Genomic DNA, 16,414 nt, shown 5'->3' with positions numbered 1-16,414 from the left:
TGGCGTCGATCCGTTCGACTGGCTCTCGCAGACCTTGACCCGCATCGCTCAAGGCTGGCCCGCATCCGAAATCGAAGCCCTCATGCCCTGGAACTTCAGGTCAGACGCCGTCAGCTAAGCGCTTACGCTTCATCGCGTCGACCAGAGCGTGGACGGTGGGGAACTGGTGTCGCAGATCGCTTGCGGTGCCGATCCTCAGTGGCCGCTTTCGCGCTGGCAGAAGCGGGCATATCTCATGAAGGTCTATTGCGGATTGGTCTGGGTTAACCAAGCGATCCATATCAAAGCGCCCGACACGCCGGTGAACGCGTCACACGGCCTTCCCGAGGGGTGGATGGCTTCCTTCAGGGAATTGCAGGCACTCGAGGCCGAAACGGTAGTCTAGGAAAATCGGAAGGGCGCGGACATGTACGGATTGCCTGCCATCAACCAGCGCTTCTCGCATCTTGAAGACGGCACGTTATCAATCAACAATTTCAAGACGTAAAATGGCGCACCCGACAGGATTCGAACCTGTGACCTTTGGAATCGGAATCCAACACTCTATCCAGCTGAGCTACGGGTGCATCCGTTGGCGGCAGGGCCGCCGAAGCAGGCTGTGAGCGGTTCTTAGCCTAGCTTGCGCGTCGCTTCAATGGTCATTGCAAGAGATTGTGGTAGAAACCGCCATCCTGTGCTTGCGTTGTGGTCGCGGCGCATCGCTTCGGGCAATGGCGCGGGGCGATGGTCAACCCATCTGACGGGATCACCCACCCGATGTAGCTAGAATTGGTCAGGCGAACGTCCTTGCGACGAAAGGCGGCGCGTTATAAATTCTGCATTAAAGATAATTCTAAATTAAAGTGCTAGTGCTCAAGTAGGCAAGCGTTCCAGTAACCAAGTGCTCCAGTACCCAGTGCTCGCGTAATTTTTTCAGGCGAGGGGGCAAGTTTTGGTCAACCGATATCTCACGACCGGCGAACCGGCGTTGGAGAGGCTGCGCTCCGATCCCGCATTGATGTTTCTTGTTGCTCTCGCGGCCGTGCTTTTCGTGCTGAACACCTGGAACGGTATCGGCATCCTTCCGGATTCGACGCGTTACATGCAGATCGTCAGCACGCCCTATGACGCGCCGCTTTACGCGTGGATGCTGGGTGCCGGGGGATCCCTTGGGTTCGCGCTTGAGCATGTCGCGCTCGGCATCGCCTTTCTGCTTTATCTTCTCAATACCTGGCTCGTCTTTTCGCTGTTCAGGACGGCACTGCCGGATCAACCGTTCTTCGTGACCGTCGGAACGCTTTTGATCATCGTCAATCCGACATTCCTCTGGACGAGCACGATAGCGATGTCGGAGGCGCTGTTCCTTGCGCTGACATTTCTCGCCATCCGTTTCTTCATTCGCTATATGCGCGGTGAAGGGCGGGGGCCCTTGCTTGCCTCGTCTGCCTGCGTCGGGCTTGCCATGCTCGCTCGCTTCGTGGCGCCTCCGGTCGGGGCGGCCTTTGCCACAATCGCGCTCTTCTACAATTCGGCGCGATCCCTTCGCCAAAGGCTCCTCGACGTCGTTCTCCTGTTCGCTGGTAGCGCCGGTATCTTTCTCGCCTGGGTGATCGTCAGCAAGCTGCTTGTCGGCCGGTCGGTTGGCCGCGCGCTCTGGTTCTATGGCAATGCCGATGCCGATCGCTGGCTAGGCGGGCTGTCGCTTCTGGCGAGCTTTCTCCTGCCGAGCCAGGTGCCGCAGGTGATCCGCATCCCGGTGCTGCTTCTCGCGCTTGTCGCGGCGACGGTTGTTCTGGTGCAGACGCTGAAGCGAAACTGGCCCGAACGCCAGCCGGACGACCACGATCTGATGACCCTCATCTTCGGCCTGTTTGGATATTTCTATCTGCTGTTCGTCGTGCTCGCCGTGCATGTGGAGGCGAACCTGCAGCTTAATTCGCGCTACTCGCTTCCCTTCTATGTCGCCATCATCTTCGTTCTGGTAATTGCGGCGGCGGACTATTGCGGTCGCGTCGATGCAGCACCTGTCGTCCGGCGTTCGCTTGCGCTGATCCTGCTCTGCCTTCTCGCCATCCACGGACTGCGCAGCACCGCCCAGACGGCGGAGGCCTTCCGTGACGGGGTGGGGTTTCAGAGCACGGCCTGGAAGTCGTCGCCGATCGTGCGCGCCGTCAGGGCGTTGCCGGCAGATGCGGTCATCTTCACCAATGCGTGCGACCCGCTCAATTTCCTGACGCGCCGCTCGACGGACTGGATCCCCTCCCACAGCGAAAGGCGAACCGGCCTTGAGAGTGACGCGGGGTCGCTCGACGTACAGCTAGAGCGGTTTCGCGAGGATATGGCGCAGAAGAATGCCTATGTCGTCTTCGTCGATGCGATCGACTGGCGGTTCTACCTGGTAACGGAGAAAGAGCTCGTCAAACTCGCCAAGCTGAAGCTCGTGCGCTCCGAGCGGGACGGTCGCATCTACCAGACGGCAAGTACCGGCGCGCCGTAGGCGTCCCGACTCAGGCGCGTGGTCTCTAGACAAGGAGAGGGACATGCCAGCAAACCCGGAAGAGACGACGCCTATCGAGGCGTTGGGGCCCCAACCGCGGGGGAGGGCAAGCGACTACCTGTCGCTGGCCCGGTTCGACCATGTCACCAAGCACGTTTTCATCCTGCCTGGGCTGATCCTTGCCTGTGCCCTCAGCGAGCCCGATCCGGCGGCTCTTTTCGTCAACATTCCCGTGGGGCTTCTGAGCGCCGTCTCGATCGCATCTGCCAATTACGTCATCAACGAGTGGCTCGACCGGGAACGCGACGCGGCCCATCCGACCAAATCACAACGTCGCGCCGTCGTCGTCGAGATGCAGCCGCGCATCGTCTACGGCGAATATCTGCTGCTTGCCGTCATCGGACTGCTGCTTGCGTCGGTCGTCGGCAAGCTGTTCTTCGCCACGTCGCTGCTCTTCCTGCTGTCCGGCATCCTCTACAACGTCGAGCCCATCCGGGCGAAGGACAAGCCCTATCTCGATGTGCTGACGGAATGCCTCAACAATCCGATCCGCTTCCTGCTCGGCTGGGCCATCGTCGATCAGGTGACCTTGCCGCCGGTCAGCGTGCTTGCGGCCTACTGGATGGCCGGCGCCTTCCTGATGGCGGCCAAGCGGCTCGGGGAGTATCGCGACATCGCCGCGAATGCGGGGGTCGCCGTCCTGAAGAAATATAGGCGGTCGTTCGAATACTACACCGAGGAGAGCCTCACCGTTTCCTGCTTCGTCTACGCGATGATGACGGCGTTTCTGCTTGGCGTTTTCCTGGTGAAATACCGGGTGGAATACATCCTCGTCTTTCCGTTCATTAGCGGCCTCTTCGCCGTCTATCTCTGGCTTGCCACGCGCCCCGGATCGGTGGTGCAACGGCCGGAAAGGCTGTTTCACTCCCGGCGGCTGGACGTCATGCTGACTTTGACCATCGCCGTCTTCCTGTTCGCGAGCTTCGTCAACGTGCCGATGCTGGACTTCCTGGCCGCTTCTTTCCTCGTGCCGATATCGTCGCTGCAATGACCGGTTCGACGCTGCCGAACGGAGCCTTGCCAAACGGACCGGTGGATTGGGATCGGGTGCGCCTCGTGGTGTTCGATCTCGACGGCACGCTCTACGACCAGCGGCGGCTGCGGGCGCGGATGCTGCTGCGGCTTGTTGCGGACGCGGCGCGCAGGTGCAGCCTTGGCACCATCCGCATCCTGCGCGCCTTTCGCGACTGCCGCGAGGAACTGGGCGATGCGTTGGCGACCGATGTGGCAGCCCGGCAATACGAACTGACTGCGGAGCGGTGCGGGCAGTCGCCGGAGAGCGTCCGGAAGACGGTCGAGGAATGGATCGAACGGCGTCCGCTCGATCTCCTTCCGGCTTGCCGGTGCCACGGCGTCGAGCGGGTGTTTGCCGGCCTTGCGGTTCAGGGAAAGACGATTGCGGTTTTGTCCGACTATCCGGCGTCGGAGAAACTGAAGGCGCTTGGCCTTGGCGCCAGTATCGTCGTCTCCGCCATGGATCCCGAAGTCGGCGCTTTGAAGCCGCATCCGGCCGGTCTTGCCCATGTGCTCAATCGTGCGCAGGTGCCGGCGGAGCAGGCGATCATGATTGGCGACCGGGTGGAGCGCGACTGGGCGGTGGCGCAGAGCCACGGCATGCGCGCCCTGATTCGCAGCGCAAGCCCAATTGCCGGCGTCGATACGTTCCGCGGCTATGACGACGAGATCTTTTGGCCAGTGACGGAGCCGCAGCCGATGGGCGCGCCGGCTCCGGCGCCCCGCTCGCTTACGATATCATCTTGAGCAGCCAGAGCGCGCCCTGCTTGAGCGGCGCGCGGTGCGGGCTCTTTGCGGTGACGGCTGACGCGAGCTTCGCGCTTTGGCGATACCAGTCGTAGCTCTCCTGCAGCATGGCTTCGTTGGAGTATTTCGGCCGCCAGCCCATGGCAAGCAGGGGCTCGACGTCGAAGTAGCATTCCTTGTGGTAGGTGAGGTAGTGCCAGGGCACCAGCGGCGAGACCCTCAGCCAATGCAGCGCCCGCAGCGTGTTGATGGTGGCGGCGGTCGGAAGGCTCCGGACTTTCGATGTGCTGCCGGCATAGCGGATCAGGGCCTCTAGGTCATGGCGCAGCGTGCCGAAGCTGTCGGTGCCGACATTGTAGGTGCCGCTCCGACCGGCCTTGAGCGCCAGCATGTAGAAATCCATGAGATCATGGGCGTGGACGAACTGGAACTTGATGTTGCCGGATCCGATGACATAGACGGCGCGGTTTTCGCTGATCCATTCAAAGAGGATCTGGAAGATGCCGAGCCGGCCGCCGCCAAGGGTGGCGCGGGGCCGGATGGTGATCAGGGTCATATCGGCGGCCGTGCAGATGGCCTCGGCCACTTCTTCGCCGGCGCGCTTCGATTTTCCATAGGGCTCCACCGGGCGAAGCGGGGTTGTCGCCGTGATCGGGCCGGAAGGCGGGATGCCGTAGGCGGCGGTCGAACTGACATGGATCAGCGACCGGACGCCCGCTCTTGCGGCTTCCTCGCAGACGATACGGGTCCCCTCGACGTTGACGTTCCAGTAGTCGCGCCCCGCATCCGTCTGCGCCACCAGCGCCGCATTGTGGTGGACGACGTCGACGTCGCGCATGGCGGCGCGCACGCCGTCGCGGTCGAGCACGGAGCAATTGACGAACTCGATGTCCGCCGGGCGGGAACGATCCTCCCAGAGGTCGAGCACCCGCACCTCGTCGCCGTGTTCGCGCAACCGTCGAGCTGCGAGGTTGCCGATGAAGCCTGATCCGCCGGTGATGAGATGTCGCATATGTCCCTCCAGCCCCTGTCTGCGGAAGTTTTCTGATCAGATCGCCCGATCCTCGAGCGCGCGTGTGATGTTGCGAAGCGCGACGGCCATCACTGTCCCTTGTGGATTGACCGTCGGCCCGCACAGAAGCGAAGCGTCGGCGATGTAGAGATTGCTGGCGCCATGCACGCGTCCGAACGAACTCGCAGCGCATTTCTCGGCGTCCTCGCCCATCGGGCAGGAGGAGAAGAGGTGAAGCGCAGTGGCGTTTGCCTGCTTGGGAGGGAGCGTTTCGGGAAGCTTGGCGATATCGGCCAGCGATTTCAGCACCGGATAGCCCGGAATGCTCGGATAGACTGCAAGGGCACCGGCGGCAAAGAGCACTTCGGCGAGGCGTGCAAGGCCGACGGCCAGTTCCTTCAGGTCCGACGGTTGAAGGCCGACCCGCACCAGGGGATCGCGAAAGCCGGGCAGGGATCTCACCTTGCCGGATCCGCCGGTGCTCTGCACGTAGTAGATCGCCATGCGCCGCCAGTCCCGATCGACCGCATCGATCATCTCCGGGTGTGCCGCCATGGCCAGCGCCAGCGCCGGCCGTTTGCTCATCGAGCAGCCCATGCTGAAGCGCGGGTCGAATTCCTTGATCTGGTGGACGGGTTCGAGTTCGCCAGGGGTGTTGAGTTCGTCGGGGAAGACTGCCACCACCTTCAGCATCGGATGGAAGCGCAAGCTGTCGCCGACATGGCGCGTGATGCCTGAGCGGCGCAGCAGCCACGGGGTCTGCACCGCGCCGCCGGCAACGAAGACGGTTTTTGCCTTCAGTTCGATCTGGCTCGTGCCCGCCGGTCCCTTTCTGCGCGCATGCACCGTCCACTGCCCGTTCGCATGGGTAAGCTTGGTCGCGCAGGTATCGGCGAGCAGCATACCGCCGGCGTCGAGGAAGCGCGGCACGAAGGTTGCCGACATCGATTGCTTGCGGCCCGGAGATCCGCCGGCCCCGGCGGCGGCGTAGGCAAAGAGGCGCGGCACTTCGAGGGAAGACCATCCGAGCCGCTGCGCACCCTCATCGAGCCGTGTCGACAGCTGCGGCGCAGGGCCGGGCAGGTATTCGACCCGGGCTACTGCCTCGCAGGCGTCGAAATGCGGGGTCAGTTCTTCGAGCGTCAGGGCATCGACCCGATAGTCGCGGCGCCAGCGGTCGAGCACCGCTTGCGGCGTGCGGTGGTAGAGGCCGCGGTTGATCTCGCTGCCGCCGCCGACGCAGCAGCCCTCGACATAGGCGATCTTCGTCGCGCCGAAGCCGATGTTGATGCCGGCGTTGCGGTACTTCTGAAGGATTTCCTCGCGGGAGAAATGCGGCGCAGACTCGAGCGCCAGATGCGGACCTTCCTCGATCATCAGCACGGACTTGCCCGCCTCCGCGCAACGGGTGGCGGTCACCGCACCGCCCGGCCCGGAGCCGATGACGATGATGTCGGGGGCAAGCCTCTCAGGGGCTAGCAGGTACTCCGGTTGCAGGTTCATGCTGGTAATCCTGGCCGTAAAGGTCTGAGTAAATACAGAATAATGCCAATGACATATGGAACTCGACGAAGCGCCGACGGAACTCGAGGCGGGATTGCCGCCATTTGTCGAGTTCGGCCAGTCGGTCGTCGAGCGAAAGCTGATGAAAGAACTTGCCTCTGCGCAGCAGCGGCCAGGCATTGAAAAGAAGCACGAGACTATGGAAGGGCGGGCGCAGATAGTCGGGCATCTGACGATGAACTTTCAGCAGAAACTCTGCCGCACGTACGCCCAGGGCGCCCCGGCTGTCATCGGTAGCGCCGCGTTCATGGGCAATCGCCTCGCCGAGCGCCAGGATGGCCTGTTGAAAGTGCTGCGACATGGCCGAGCCCCGTTATCAAGCCGGCCCCTCGAAAGGAGCCTGGCGCTGTTTTGATGAATACGGTTGTCTGCTCTTTACTGCCTGTATTTCTAGCTGCTCTTATAAGCAAAAGCTACTAAAACGTTGTTTTCGACCAGGCGGCGACCATCTATGCGCCAGCCGCTGGATGTCGCTCGATGCGAAAGGCACCGGATGAGACGCCTTCTGGATATGAGCTTTGTTCGCTATTTCGCCTGCGGCTGCATCGCGGCGAGCCTGCAGGTGGCTACGCTCGCCGTCCTGGTCGAGACGGCGCGGCTCGAACCGGTCTATGCGTCCACCATCGCTTTCTACTTTGCCGTCGTCGTCAACTATTTCCTGCAGCGGCGTTTCACCTTCCGATCCGACGAACCGCACCTGAAGGCGTTGCCGAAGTTCTTGGCGGTGTCGACCTTCGGCGCCGGAATAAACGCGGTCGCCTTCACGCTGCTATCGGCCGTCATGCACTATGTCATTGCCCAGGCGCTGGCGCTGCTCCTGGTCTTTTCGGTGAACTATGCGCTGAGCCGGACGCTGATCTTTCGCGCCGGCAGCGCGGGGGAAGGGCGCGGCACAGAGCCGGCCCGTGCTGCGGGGCGAGCCCCATCGGGCAAATAGAAACGCCGCGCCCGGGGGGCGCGGCGTCATTGAGAGGGTGGTCTTGTGCGACGCTGGGCTTACGCCACCTGCATGGCGCCTGGGCCGGGGATCGCCTTTGGCGGCACCTTGCCCATGATGATCATGCCGAGCACCTCGTCCTTGGTGACGTCCTCGGTGCGGGCCTGGCCGACGACCTGGCCATTCTTCATGACAGACACGCGGTCGGCGAGGTCGAAGACGTCGTGGATGTCGTGGCTGATCAGGAAGATGCCGATGCCTTCGCGCTTCAGCTGCTTGATGAGATCGCCGACCTGGGCGGTTTCCTGCGGCCCAAGGGCTGCCGTCGGCTCGTCCATGATCAGGATGCGGGCGTCGAAGAGGATCGCGCGCGCGATCGCCACCGATTGCCGCTGGCCGCCCGAAAGCGCCTTCACCGGCTCCTTGAAGCGCTGGAAGTTGGGGTTGAGGCGCCCCATGACTTCGCGGGCCTTGGCCTCCATCGCCACGTCGTCGAGCGTGCCCCAGGGGGTGCGCAGCTCACGGCCGAGATAGAGGTTGGCGGCGGCGTCGACATTGTCGGCGACGGCGAGCGTCTGGTAGATTGTCTCGATGCCGTATTTCTTGGCGTCGCGCGGGTTGTTGATGTCGGCGGCCTCGCCATTGATCAGGATCTCGCCGGCATCGCGCTTGTAGGCGCCCGAGAGGATCTTGATCAGCGTCGACTTGCCGGCACCGTTGTGGCCGAGCAGCGCCACGACCTCTCCGGGGTAGAGGTCGACGGAGGCGTTGTCCACGGCGTGAATGCCGCCGAAGGAGATGGAAATGTTCTTCATTTCCACAAGCGGAGTGCGTTGGTCTTTCATGGATCGTACTCCTTACTTGGCGCGGGCGCGGTAGACGGTGTCGAGCCAGACGGCGACGACGAGGACTACGCCGACGACGATGCGCTGGAACGGACTGTCGATCCCCAAGAGCACCATGCCCGACTGTAGGGATTGCATGACGAGCGCGCCGATCATGGCGCCGGCGATCGTGCCGACGCCGCCGGCAAGCGAGGTGCCGCCGATGACGGCTGCAGCAATCGTGTAGAGCTCGTCGAGTTCGCCTTGCGCGTTGGTTGCCGCATTGAGGCGGGCGGTCGAGATCGCCGCGGCGATGGCGCAGAGGATGCCCATCAGCGTGAAGATCTTGACGGTAACCCAGCGGGTCTTGATGCCGGCGAGTTCGGCCGCTTCCGGGTTGCCGCCGAGCGCAAAGACGTAGCGGCCGAAACGCAGGCGGGTGGCGATGAAGGTCATGACGATGCCGACGGCGATCGCCATCAGCACCGGAATGGCAATGCCGTGGGAGATCAGCAGACCGCCGTCCGGCCAGGCGATGCCGTTGGCGTCGGCATATTTGCGGGCGATGTTGGTCGGCCAGTAGTAGCTGTTGGCAACGGCGATCGCGCCGAGAACCAGGATACAGCCGAGGATCGCCAGGAAATACTCCGCCCAGATCGGACGGAGCGGGAAGCGGAAGCGCTTGCGCTGCTTGCGCGAATTGAGGATGGCGGCGACGATGGCGATGCAGGCAAGGATGCCGACGATCCAGCTTGCCGTTGCGCCGATCGAGCCTTCAGTGCCGCCGCCCATCAGGCGGAAGGTGGCGTTCATCGGCGCGACCGTCTGGCCGCTGGTGACGAACCAGGTGGCGCCGCGCCAGACGAGCAGGCCGCCCAGCGTGACGATGAAGGCGGGCACGTTGAGGAAGGCGACGATCGAGCCCTGCAGCGCGCCGATGGCGGCACCGACGGCGATGCCGCTCAGAAGGGTGATGATCCAGATGGCCGGGTGTTCGAGGCCGAGATATTGCGGCAGGAACTTCGCCTGCATGACCCCCATGACCATGCCGCAGAAGCCGAGCACGGAGCCGACGGAGAGGTCGATGTTGCGGGTGACGATGATCAGCACCATGCCGGTCGCCATCACGGCGACGGAGGAGGTCTGAACCGTCAGGTTCCACAGGTTGCGCGGCGTCAGGAACAGCCCGCCGGTCATGATCTGGAAGCCGACCCAGATGATGACGAGCGCGCCGACCATGCCGAGCAGCCGGGTGTCGATCTCGGTGGCGCGGAAGAAACGTTTTACCGGGTTCTCGTCCGCTGTACGGGCGCGATTTGTCTGTGCGCCCTTTGTGTTGCCTTGTGTGATGTCGGCCATGGACGTGCCTTCCCCCCACTTATGTTGTTGATGTCATCGCGTCAGTGGCACCAAGAGCCCCAAGTGGACGCGACAAGTCCGGTACGACGGCAGAAACCGAGCCTTCGTGCTGATTGTGCGGTCGCGGTAGCGGTATTGTCCGCCGCGTCCGCACCTTGCGCAAGCGCCGCAACGGGTTGCGTTGCGGCGCTTGTCTTTTGTCAGCGCTCAGTTCTGCTGGTGCGGCTTATTTGCAGGCCGCGACGTCGCCCTTGACGCCCTGGCAGGCTTCAGCCTTGGAGATCCAGCCCGCGTCGATGACGACGTTCAGGTTGTCCTTGGTGATCGGCAGGGGAGCCAGGAAGACCGACTGCATGGCCACGCCCTTCGGGCCGCCGTTGAAGGTAGTGACGCCAGAGACTTCTTCCATCTTCTTGCCGCCGGCAAGTTCGACGGCGACTTCTGCGGCGCGCTTGCCGAGTTCACGGCTGTCTTTCCAGACCGAGACGGTCTGCGTGCCGAGAGCAACACGGTTCAGGGCCGCCTTGTCGGCGTCCTGGCCGGAGACCGGAACGGAGCCGGCCAGGCCCTGGGCATCGAGGGCTGCGACCGCACCGCCCGCGGTGCCGTCGTTGGAAGCGACGACCGCATCGACCTTGTTGTCGTTGGCGGTCAGGAACTGCTCCATGTTCTTCTGGGCGTTTTCAGGCTTCCAGCCGTCGGTATAGGCTTCGCCGACATTCTTGATCTTGCCGGCGTCGACGGCTTCCTTCAGCACTTCCATCTGTCCGGAGAAGAGGAAGTCGGCGTTCGGGTCGGAGGACGAGCCCTTGATGAAGACATAGTTGCCTTCCGGCTTGACCTTGAACACTTCGCGGGCCTGCATGCGGCCCACTTCCTTGTTGTCGAAGGTGATGTAGAAGGCGGCCGGGTTTTCGATCAGGCGGTCATAGCCGACGACCGGAATGCCTTCGGCAGCGGCCTTTTCGATCGCCGGGCCGATGGCGTCGCTGTCCTGGGCGAGCACGATCAGTGCGTTGGCGCCCTGAGCGATCAGCGACTCGATGTCGGTCAGCTGCTTGGCGGCGGACGACTGGGCGTCAGCGGAAATGTACTTGTCGCCCGAGGCTTCGAGGGCTGCCTTGATGGCGGCTTCGTCGGTTTTCCAACGCTCTTCCTGGAAGTTGGACCAGGATACGCCGACGACCAGGTCCTTCGCCTGGGCAACGGAATGCAGGGAAACGATGACGGCAACCCCTGCCATCAGCTTCAAAACGGTTTTCATTTCATCCTCCCGAGTGAGGGCCGGCCAAGCGTGCGAACCTCCCGCACCATCCTCCGCCAGCCTTAAGACGCTGTCGTAGATCGTGCCGCTACATTGTGCGGAATTATTTTCTCGACAGTCGAGAAAATGAATGTCATGGATTTTTGAGGCTGTCAACACGGTGCGAAAGCTTGGTTGCGGCATCAACAAGGTGCTCCGCGAGCGGTCGCGTCCGATGTTTCTCGACCGCCCTGAAAATCGGTGCCACAAGGCTGTCGACAAGGCGTTCTGCTCCTTGTCTTGCCGTTCAACAGATGCTTTGGGAGGGGCATGTGTTCGAAGGATCCGCCACTGACAGGGACGTCTCATGCTGACCAAGTCCAGCACTGAGCTCGTGCGTCAGCAAAACAGCGCGTTGGTCCTTGCGGCGCTCAGGCGCGCCGGCAATCTCTCCCATACGGAAATCTCTGCCGAGACCGGGCTTGCCTCCGCGACCGTTTCGGCGATCACGGCGGAACTGGAAAAGGCTGGTGCGCTCGCCAAGGCAGAGCAGCAGGTCCAGGGCGGGCGCGGGCGGCCGCGGGTGCTGTTCACGCCACGCCGCGATCACGGTCATCTGATCGTCGTTCGGATCTCGTCCGACATCGTGCAATATTCGCTGGTCGACTACGGCGGCACGTTGCTCGACCGCTTCGACGAAAGCCGAAACCACGACGAGCGCGGTACGGCCCCTTTCGCCCGGGCATTCGTCGATGCGCTCGAGCGCCTGTTGCAGCGGTCGAGACTGGAGCGGAACCAGGTACTGGCCGTCTCTATCAGCAGCAAGGGCCTGGTCGACGGCGCGTCCGCGCGGCTCTTGTGGTCGCCGGTGTTCGGGCGGGAGGAACTGGATTTCGCCGCGCTGCTCGCGCCGGACTGGCGGGCGAAGGTCATGCTCAGCAACGAAACCCTTCTGGTCGCGCAGGCCCTCGCCGCCCAGGCAGAGCGCAAGCCGGAGAGCGGCTTCAGGGCGCTTGCGGCGATCTCGCTCGGCCACAGCATCGGCCTTGGTGTTGCCCGCAAGAGCCAGAGCGGCGATATGGATGTCAGCGCGCCGAATTTCGGCCACATGCTGCACGCGCCGTCCGCGGGCCTTTGCCGCTGCGGCGCCTATGGCTGCATCGAGGCGGCGGCCGGGTTCTACGGCATCCTGCGCGCGGCGTTCGAAGTGCCGGCAGATACGATCCCCGCCAAGTTCGTTCCGGTGACGGAGCTCGACAAGATTGCCGCCAGCGCACGACAGGGCCACCGCATGGCCGGCTATGCCTTTCGCCAGGCCGGCATCGCGCTCGGCAACGGCATCTCGCGCATGTTGAGCCTCTACGAGCGCATGCCGGTCCATGTCACCGGACCCGGCATCCGATACTTCGATCTGATGCTGCCCGGGATCGAGGAGGGGCTTGCCCAATCGATGCAGATCCGTCTTCAGGGGCCGCCGGAAATCACGGTCGTTGCCGACGAGCAGCGCCTGGTTTTCGAGGGGCACCTGGCGCGGGCGCTGGGTGTGATCGATGGCGACATCGCCAGCGTCGGCGGATCGGCGATGCACGGTTGAGGCGAATTTTCGGGCAACCATTTTTGGGGTTGTACCGAAGGCGAACAATTCCAGTGATACAATTTACAGTTATTTAGCGACTCCTTGTCAAGGTGACCCTGACGCGGGAGACGATTATGTTTTCAGTGATTGCATGCATACGCGACGATCATGACTGGCGCCTCATCCTGGTTGCCGCGATCGTCTGCCTGGCAGGCAGCGTCGCGACGATGCTGCTCCTGTTGCGCGCGCAACGAAGCGAAGGCAGCCAACGCGGTTTGTGGATCGCGGCAAGCGGTTTTGCCTGCGGTATCGGCGTCTGGTCCACCCATTTCATCGCCATGCTCGCCTATGACGGCGGCGTTCCCGTTGCCTATGGCGCCTGGGGCACGCTCCTGTCGGTGGCCGTGGCGATCGCAGCGTCCTGGATGGCCTTTGCGATCGGTCTTGGCGGGCGCTCGCATCTCTCGATGACCTGCGGTGGCCTGCTGCTCGGCGCCGGCATCGCGGCGATGCACTTTACCGGCATGCGGGCAATCGAGATCCAGGGACATATTGCCTACGATCCCCAATCCACCGTCTCCGCAGTCCTCGCCGGGACGGTGCTGGCCGGTGCCGCGCTCTACGCCTTTCAGCTCTTGCGCGGCGTGCGGCGCCTGGTCGTCGCGTCGCTCCTGCTGGTCGTCGGCATCTGCGCGTTGCACTTCACCTCGATGAGCGGCATCACGCTGGTGCCCGAGGCCAATGTCGCCGTTGCCGATACCATCCATCCCGCCTGGCTTGCAGGCGGCGTCATTGCCGCTTCGACCACATTGATCGTGCTCGCCTTCGGCGCGCTCTTCCTCGACCGGCATCTGACGGATCTGCGCGGACTCGCCAATGCATCGCTCGAAGGCATGGCGATCGTCTTCGATGGCGTAATCGTGGACGCCAACGAGCGCTTCGCGGGCCTGACAGGTCGCAAGCTTTCGGAGCTTTCCGGACGGCACCCGGCAGACATCTTCGTCTTCGGCGAGGAGGGGTTGGACGCCCACAGACACGGCGACGGTCCGGGCGAAATCGACCTCTTGAACGCAGAAGGGCGCACCATTCCCGTCGAGTTCATGTGCCGTACGATCGAGTATCGCGGCCGGGAATGTGACGTGATCTTCGTGCGTGACCTACGGGCGCGTAAGGAAGCCGAGCGCACGATCGAACATCTCGCCCATCATGACGCGCTGACGGACCTGCCGAACCGCGCCTTCTTCGACCGCAGGCTGGGCCAGACGCTGGCGGCGGCGGCTGCGAGAAACGAGGAACTGGCGATCCTCTGCCTCGACCTCGACCGCTTCAAGGCGGTCAACGATATCTTCGGCCATGGCGAGGGCGACCGCATCCTGATGAAGGTCGCCGATATCCTGCGCGCAGCCGTCGGCGAGCAGGATACGATCGCCCGGCTCGGCGGCGACGAGTTCGCGATCATCCAGGTGGGCGGCAGGGAGCCGGAGGCGGCGCGGCAGTTGACGGACCGGATCCTGGCGCTGTTTGCTGCCGAGATGGACACCAATCGTGACCCGACCGCCGTCGGCGTCAGCATCGGGGCTGCGATCTTTCCGGCAGACGGGCAGACGGCGGATCAGTTGCGCAACAATGCCGACACGGCGCTCTACCGCGCCAAGCAGAGCGGCAAGGGCATCGCCTGCTTCTTCGACCGGGAGATGGACGAGGCGGTACGCACCCGCCGCCAGATCGAAAACGACCTGCGCCATGCGGTGCTCCGCCGACAATTCTTCCTCGAATACCAGCCACTGGTCGAAGTCCAGAGCGACCGGATCATCGGCTACGAAGCGCTGCTGCGCTGGGAGCATCCGCAGCGCGGGTTGATCGGCCCGGATGTCTTTATCCCGATTGCCGAGGAGAGCGGCTCGATCATCCAGATCGGCGAATGGGTGCTGGAGCAAGCCTGCACGGAAGCGGCGAAGTGGAACGAGCCCCTGCCGATCTCCGTCAACATTTCGCCGGTCCAGTTCCTTTTGCCCAACCTCTTCGACCAGGTTGCGAACATCCTGCGCCGCACCGGCCTTAATCCCTGGCGGCTCGAACTTGAGATCACCGAGGCGGCGCTGATGCACAATCGCGAGGACGTGCTGGCAGTGCTGGTGCGGCTACGGGTCCTTGGTGTGCGGATCGTCATGGACGATTTCGGCACCGGCCATTCGTCGCTGAGCAACCTTCAGACGTTCCCCTTCGACAAGCTGAAGATCGACTGCAGCTTCACCGCGGCGCTGGAAAAGGACCCTTCGGCGCAGGCGATCGTCCGGGCGATCATCGCGCTTGGCCACAGCCTTAGGCTCGCGGTCGTGACCGAGGGCGTCGAAACCGAACGGCAAAGACAGATCCTTGCGGAGGAGGGCTGCCTGCAGATACAGGGCTTTCTCTCCGGTCGGCCGGGTGCCGCGCCCAGCACCGGCCAGGAAACCGCGCGCCGGGAGAAGGTGCCGGCGCGCGCCGACGGTTGAAACGGCCGCGGCCGGGCAGTGCGGATACGAAAAAGGCCGGGCATATGGCGCCCGGCCTTTTTCCTTGATCGGTCGTCGGTCGAAGGCTCAGGCGACGCTGATCTGGCGCTTTTCGACGACGGACTTTACAGCCGCATCGGCAAGCGCGAGAGCCGCGAGACCATCCTTGCCGGACGGCGTGATTTCCGCACCCTTTTCGATCGCGGCGATGAAGCTCTCGATCTCGTTGGCATAGGCTTCGGTATAGCGGGTCATGAAGAAATCGTGCAGCGGCGGGCGGGTGTAGCCGTCGCCATTGGCGATCTCGATCGAGACCGGGCGCTGGTTCTCGGCGGAAGCCACGCCCTTCGAGCCGTGGACTTCGATGCGCTGGTCGTAGCCGTAGGTGGCGCGACGGGAGTTGGAGATGATCGCCTGCTTGCCGGACGCCGTCTGCAGGATGACCGAAACGCTGTCGTAGTCGCCGGCTTCGCCGATCGCCTTGTCGACGAGAACGGCAGCGGTTGCCGTCACCGAGACCGGCTCTTCGCCGAGCAGGAAACGGGCCATGTCGAAGTCATGGATGGTCATGTCGCGGAAGATGCCGCCCGAACGCTTGATATAGTCGACCGGCGGGGCGCCCGGATCGCGCGAGGTGATCGTCACCATTTCGACATCGCCGATCTTGCCGGCGTCGATCGCCTTCTTCACGGCCATGAAATGCGGGTCGAAGCGGCGGTTGAAGCCGACCATCAGCTTGGCCTTGGTTTCGCTCACGACCTTGAGGCAGGCCTTCACGCGCTCGGCGTCGAGATCGACGGGCTTCTCGCAGAAGATCGCCTTGCCGGCGCGGGCGAAGCGTTCGATCAGGTCGGCATGGGTATCGGTCGGCGTGCAGATGACGACGGCGTCGATGTCCTTGGCCGCTTCGATCGCTTCGATGGTGCGGACCTCGCAGCCATACTGCTTGGCGATGGCATCGGCGGCGGCGGGGAAGGCATCGGCGACGGCAACAAGCACAGCGTCGGGATTGCCGCTGACGGCTTTCGCATGAACCTTGCCGATGCGGCCGGCGCCCAGAAGACCAAATCTGACTGTCATCTCTGTTTCTCTCGAATTCCGGTTCGCG

At 63.3% G+C, this 16,414-nt stretch carries 15 protein-coding genes and 1 tRNA gene; 8 read left to right on the top strand and 8 right to left on the bottom strand.

Translation table 11 applies throughout. The features are described 5' to 3' along the window. On the top strand, positions 1-118 hold a 118-nt coding region (locus IB277_RS12715; protein ID WP_192371008.1), incomplete at its 5' end, for a transposase domain-containing protein. A gap of 48 nt (positions 119-166) precedes the next feature. Beyond that, positions 167-385 carry a hypothetical protein gene (locus tag IB277_RS12710; protein ID WP_192371007.1) on the top strand — a complete coding sequence of 73 codons (219 nt, stop codon included), beginning with the start codon at positions 167-169 and terminating at the stop codon, positions 383-385. 104 nt (positions 386-489) lie between these two features. Here IB277_RS12710 and IB277_RS12705 read toward each other — a convergent pair. After that, positions 490-566, bottom strand: a tRNA-Arg gene (locus IB277_RS12705). 431 nt (positions 567-997) lie between these two features. On the opposite strand from IB277_RS12705, the gene IB277_RS12700 reads away from it, so the two are divergent. From IB277_RS12700 to IB277_RS12690, 3 genes are read left to right on the top strand one after another with little or no spacing between them, the layout of a single operon-like run. Further along, a complete protein-coding gene (locus IB277_RS12700) occupies positions 998-2,476 on the top strand; it encodes a glycosyltransferase family 39 protein (RefSeq protein ID WP_134886360.1) in 1,479 nt (492 codons plus the stop codon). Positions 2,477-2,519: 43 nt separating this feature from the next. Beyond that, entirely contained in the window at positions 2,520-3,527 is a 1,008-nt protein-coding gene (locus IB277_RS12695) for a UbiA family prenyltransferase (RefSeq protein WP_090298134.1), read from the top strand. Continuing rightward, positions 3,524-4,297, top strand: a complete 774-nt coding sequence (locus IB277_RS12690; RefSeq protein ID WP_090298132.1) for an HAD family hydrolase — start codon at positions 3,524-3,526, stop codon at positions 4,295-4,297. Before IB277_RS12695 ends, IB277_RS12690 begins: the two co-directional genes overlap by 4 nt. Here IB277_RS12690 and IB277_RS12685 read toward each other — a convergent pair. The 3 genes from IB277_RS12685 to IB277_RS12675 are packed head-to-tail and all read right to left on the bottom strand — an operon-like array spanning position 4,281 to position 7,173. After that, positions 4,281-5,309, bottom strand: a complete 1,029-nt coding sequence (locus IB277_RS12685; RefSeq protein WP_060518859.1) for an NAD(P)-dependent oxidoreductase — start codon at positions 5,307-5,309, stop codon at positions 4,281-4,283. The two genes, IB277_RS12690 and IB277_RS12685, sit on opposite strands and share 17 nt — an antisense overlap. Positions 5,310-5,345: 36 nt before the next feature. Then, entirely contained in the window at positions 5,346-6,812 is a 1,467-nt protein-coding gene (locus IB277_RS12680) for a GMC family oxidoreductase N-terminal domain-containing protein (protein WP_210339597.1), read from the bottom strand. Next, entirely contained in the window at positions 6,778-7,173 is a 396-nt protein-coding gene (locus IB277_RS12675) for a hypothetical protein (RefSeq protein ID WP_143034243.1), read from the bottom strand. The genes IB277_RS12680 and IB277_RS12675 overlap by 35 nt, the downstream gene beginning before the upstream one ends. Before the next feature lie 192 nt (positions 7,174-7,365). Here IB277_RS12675 and IB277_RS12670 point away from each other — a divergent pair, with 192 nt between their 5' ends. Then, complete coding sequence (locus IB277_RS12670) at positions 7,366-7,809, top strand: GtrA family protein (protein WP_051659298.1); 444 nt, start codon at positions 7,366-7,368, stop codon at positions 7,807-7,809. 59 nt (positions 7,810-7,868) lie between these two features. Here IB277_RS12670 and IB277_RS12665 read toward each other — a convergent pair whose 3' ends face one another. From IB277_RS12665 to xylF, 3 genes are all read right to left on the bottom strand, one after another. Continuing rightward, a complete protein-coding gene (locus tag IB277_RS12665) occupies positions 7,869-8,654 on the bottom strand; it encodes an ATP-binding cassette domain-containing protein (RefSeq protein ID WP_034793927.1) in 786 nt (261 codons plus the stop codon). A 12-nt stretch (positions 8,655-8,666) separates the two neighbouring features. After that, positions 8,667-9,992 (bottom strand): sugar ABC transporter permease, encoded by a 1,326-nt coding sequence (locus IB277_RS12660; RefSeq protein ID WP_060518850.1) that lies wholly within the window; start codon positions 9,990-9,992, stop codon positions 8,667-8,669. Between the two features lie 226 nt (positions 9,993-10,218). Further along, a complete protein-coding gene (gene xylF, locus IB277_RS12655) occupies positions 10,219-11,256 on the bottom strand; it encodes a D-xylose ABC transporter substrate-binding protein (protein ID WP_034793921.1) in 1,038 nt (345 codons plus the stop codon). A gap of 346 nt (positions 11,257-11,602) precedes the next feature. On the opposite strand from xylF, the gene IB277_RS12650 reads away from it, so the two are divergent. Further along, complete coding sequence (locus tag IB277_RS12650) at positions 11,603-12,829, top strand: ROK family transcriptional regulator (protein ID WP_060518848.1); 1,227 nt, start codon at positions 11,603-11,605, stop codon at positions 12,827-12,829. A 116-nt stretch (positions 12,830-12,945) separates the two neighbouring features. Beyond that, positions 12,946-15,306, top strand: a complete 2,361-nt coding sequence (locus IB277_RS12645; protein WP_090298123.1) for an EAL domain-containing protein — start codon at positions 12,946-12,948, stop codon at positions 15,304-15,306. Between the two features lie 87 nt (positions 15,307-15,393). Here the strand turns inward: IB277_RS12645 and iolG are convergent, their stop codons facing one another. Next, the gene (gene iolG, locus IB277_RS12640) at positions 15,394-16,386 is read right to left on the bottom strand and encodes an inositol 2-dehydrogenase (protein WP_034793914.1); all 993 of its coding nucleotides are present in this window, start codon (positions 16,384-16,386) and stop codon (positions 15,394-15,396) included. Between the last annotated feature and the right edge of the window lie 28 nt (positions 16,387-16,414).

The sequence above is a fragment of the Ensifer sp. ENS07 genome, from assembly GCF_014852185.1.
In the GTDB taxonomy this organism is placed as follows: Bacteria; Pseudomonadota; Alphaproteobacteria; order Rhizobiales; family Rhizobiaceae; genus Ensifer; species Ensifer adhaerens.
Note: the sequence above shows the minus strand (reverse complement) of the source record. Positions and strands in the feature narration are given on the sequence as shown.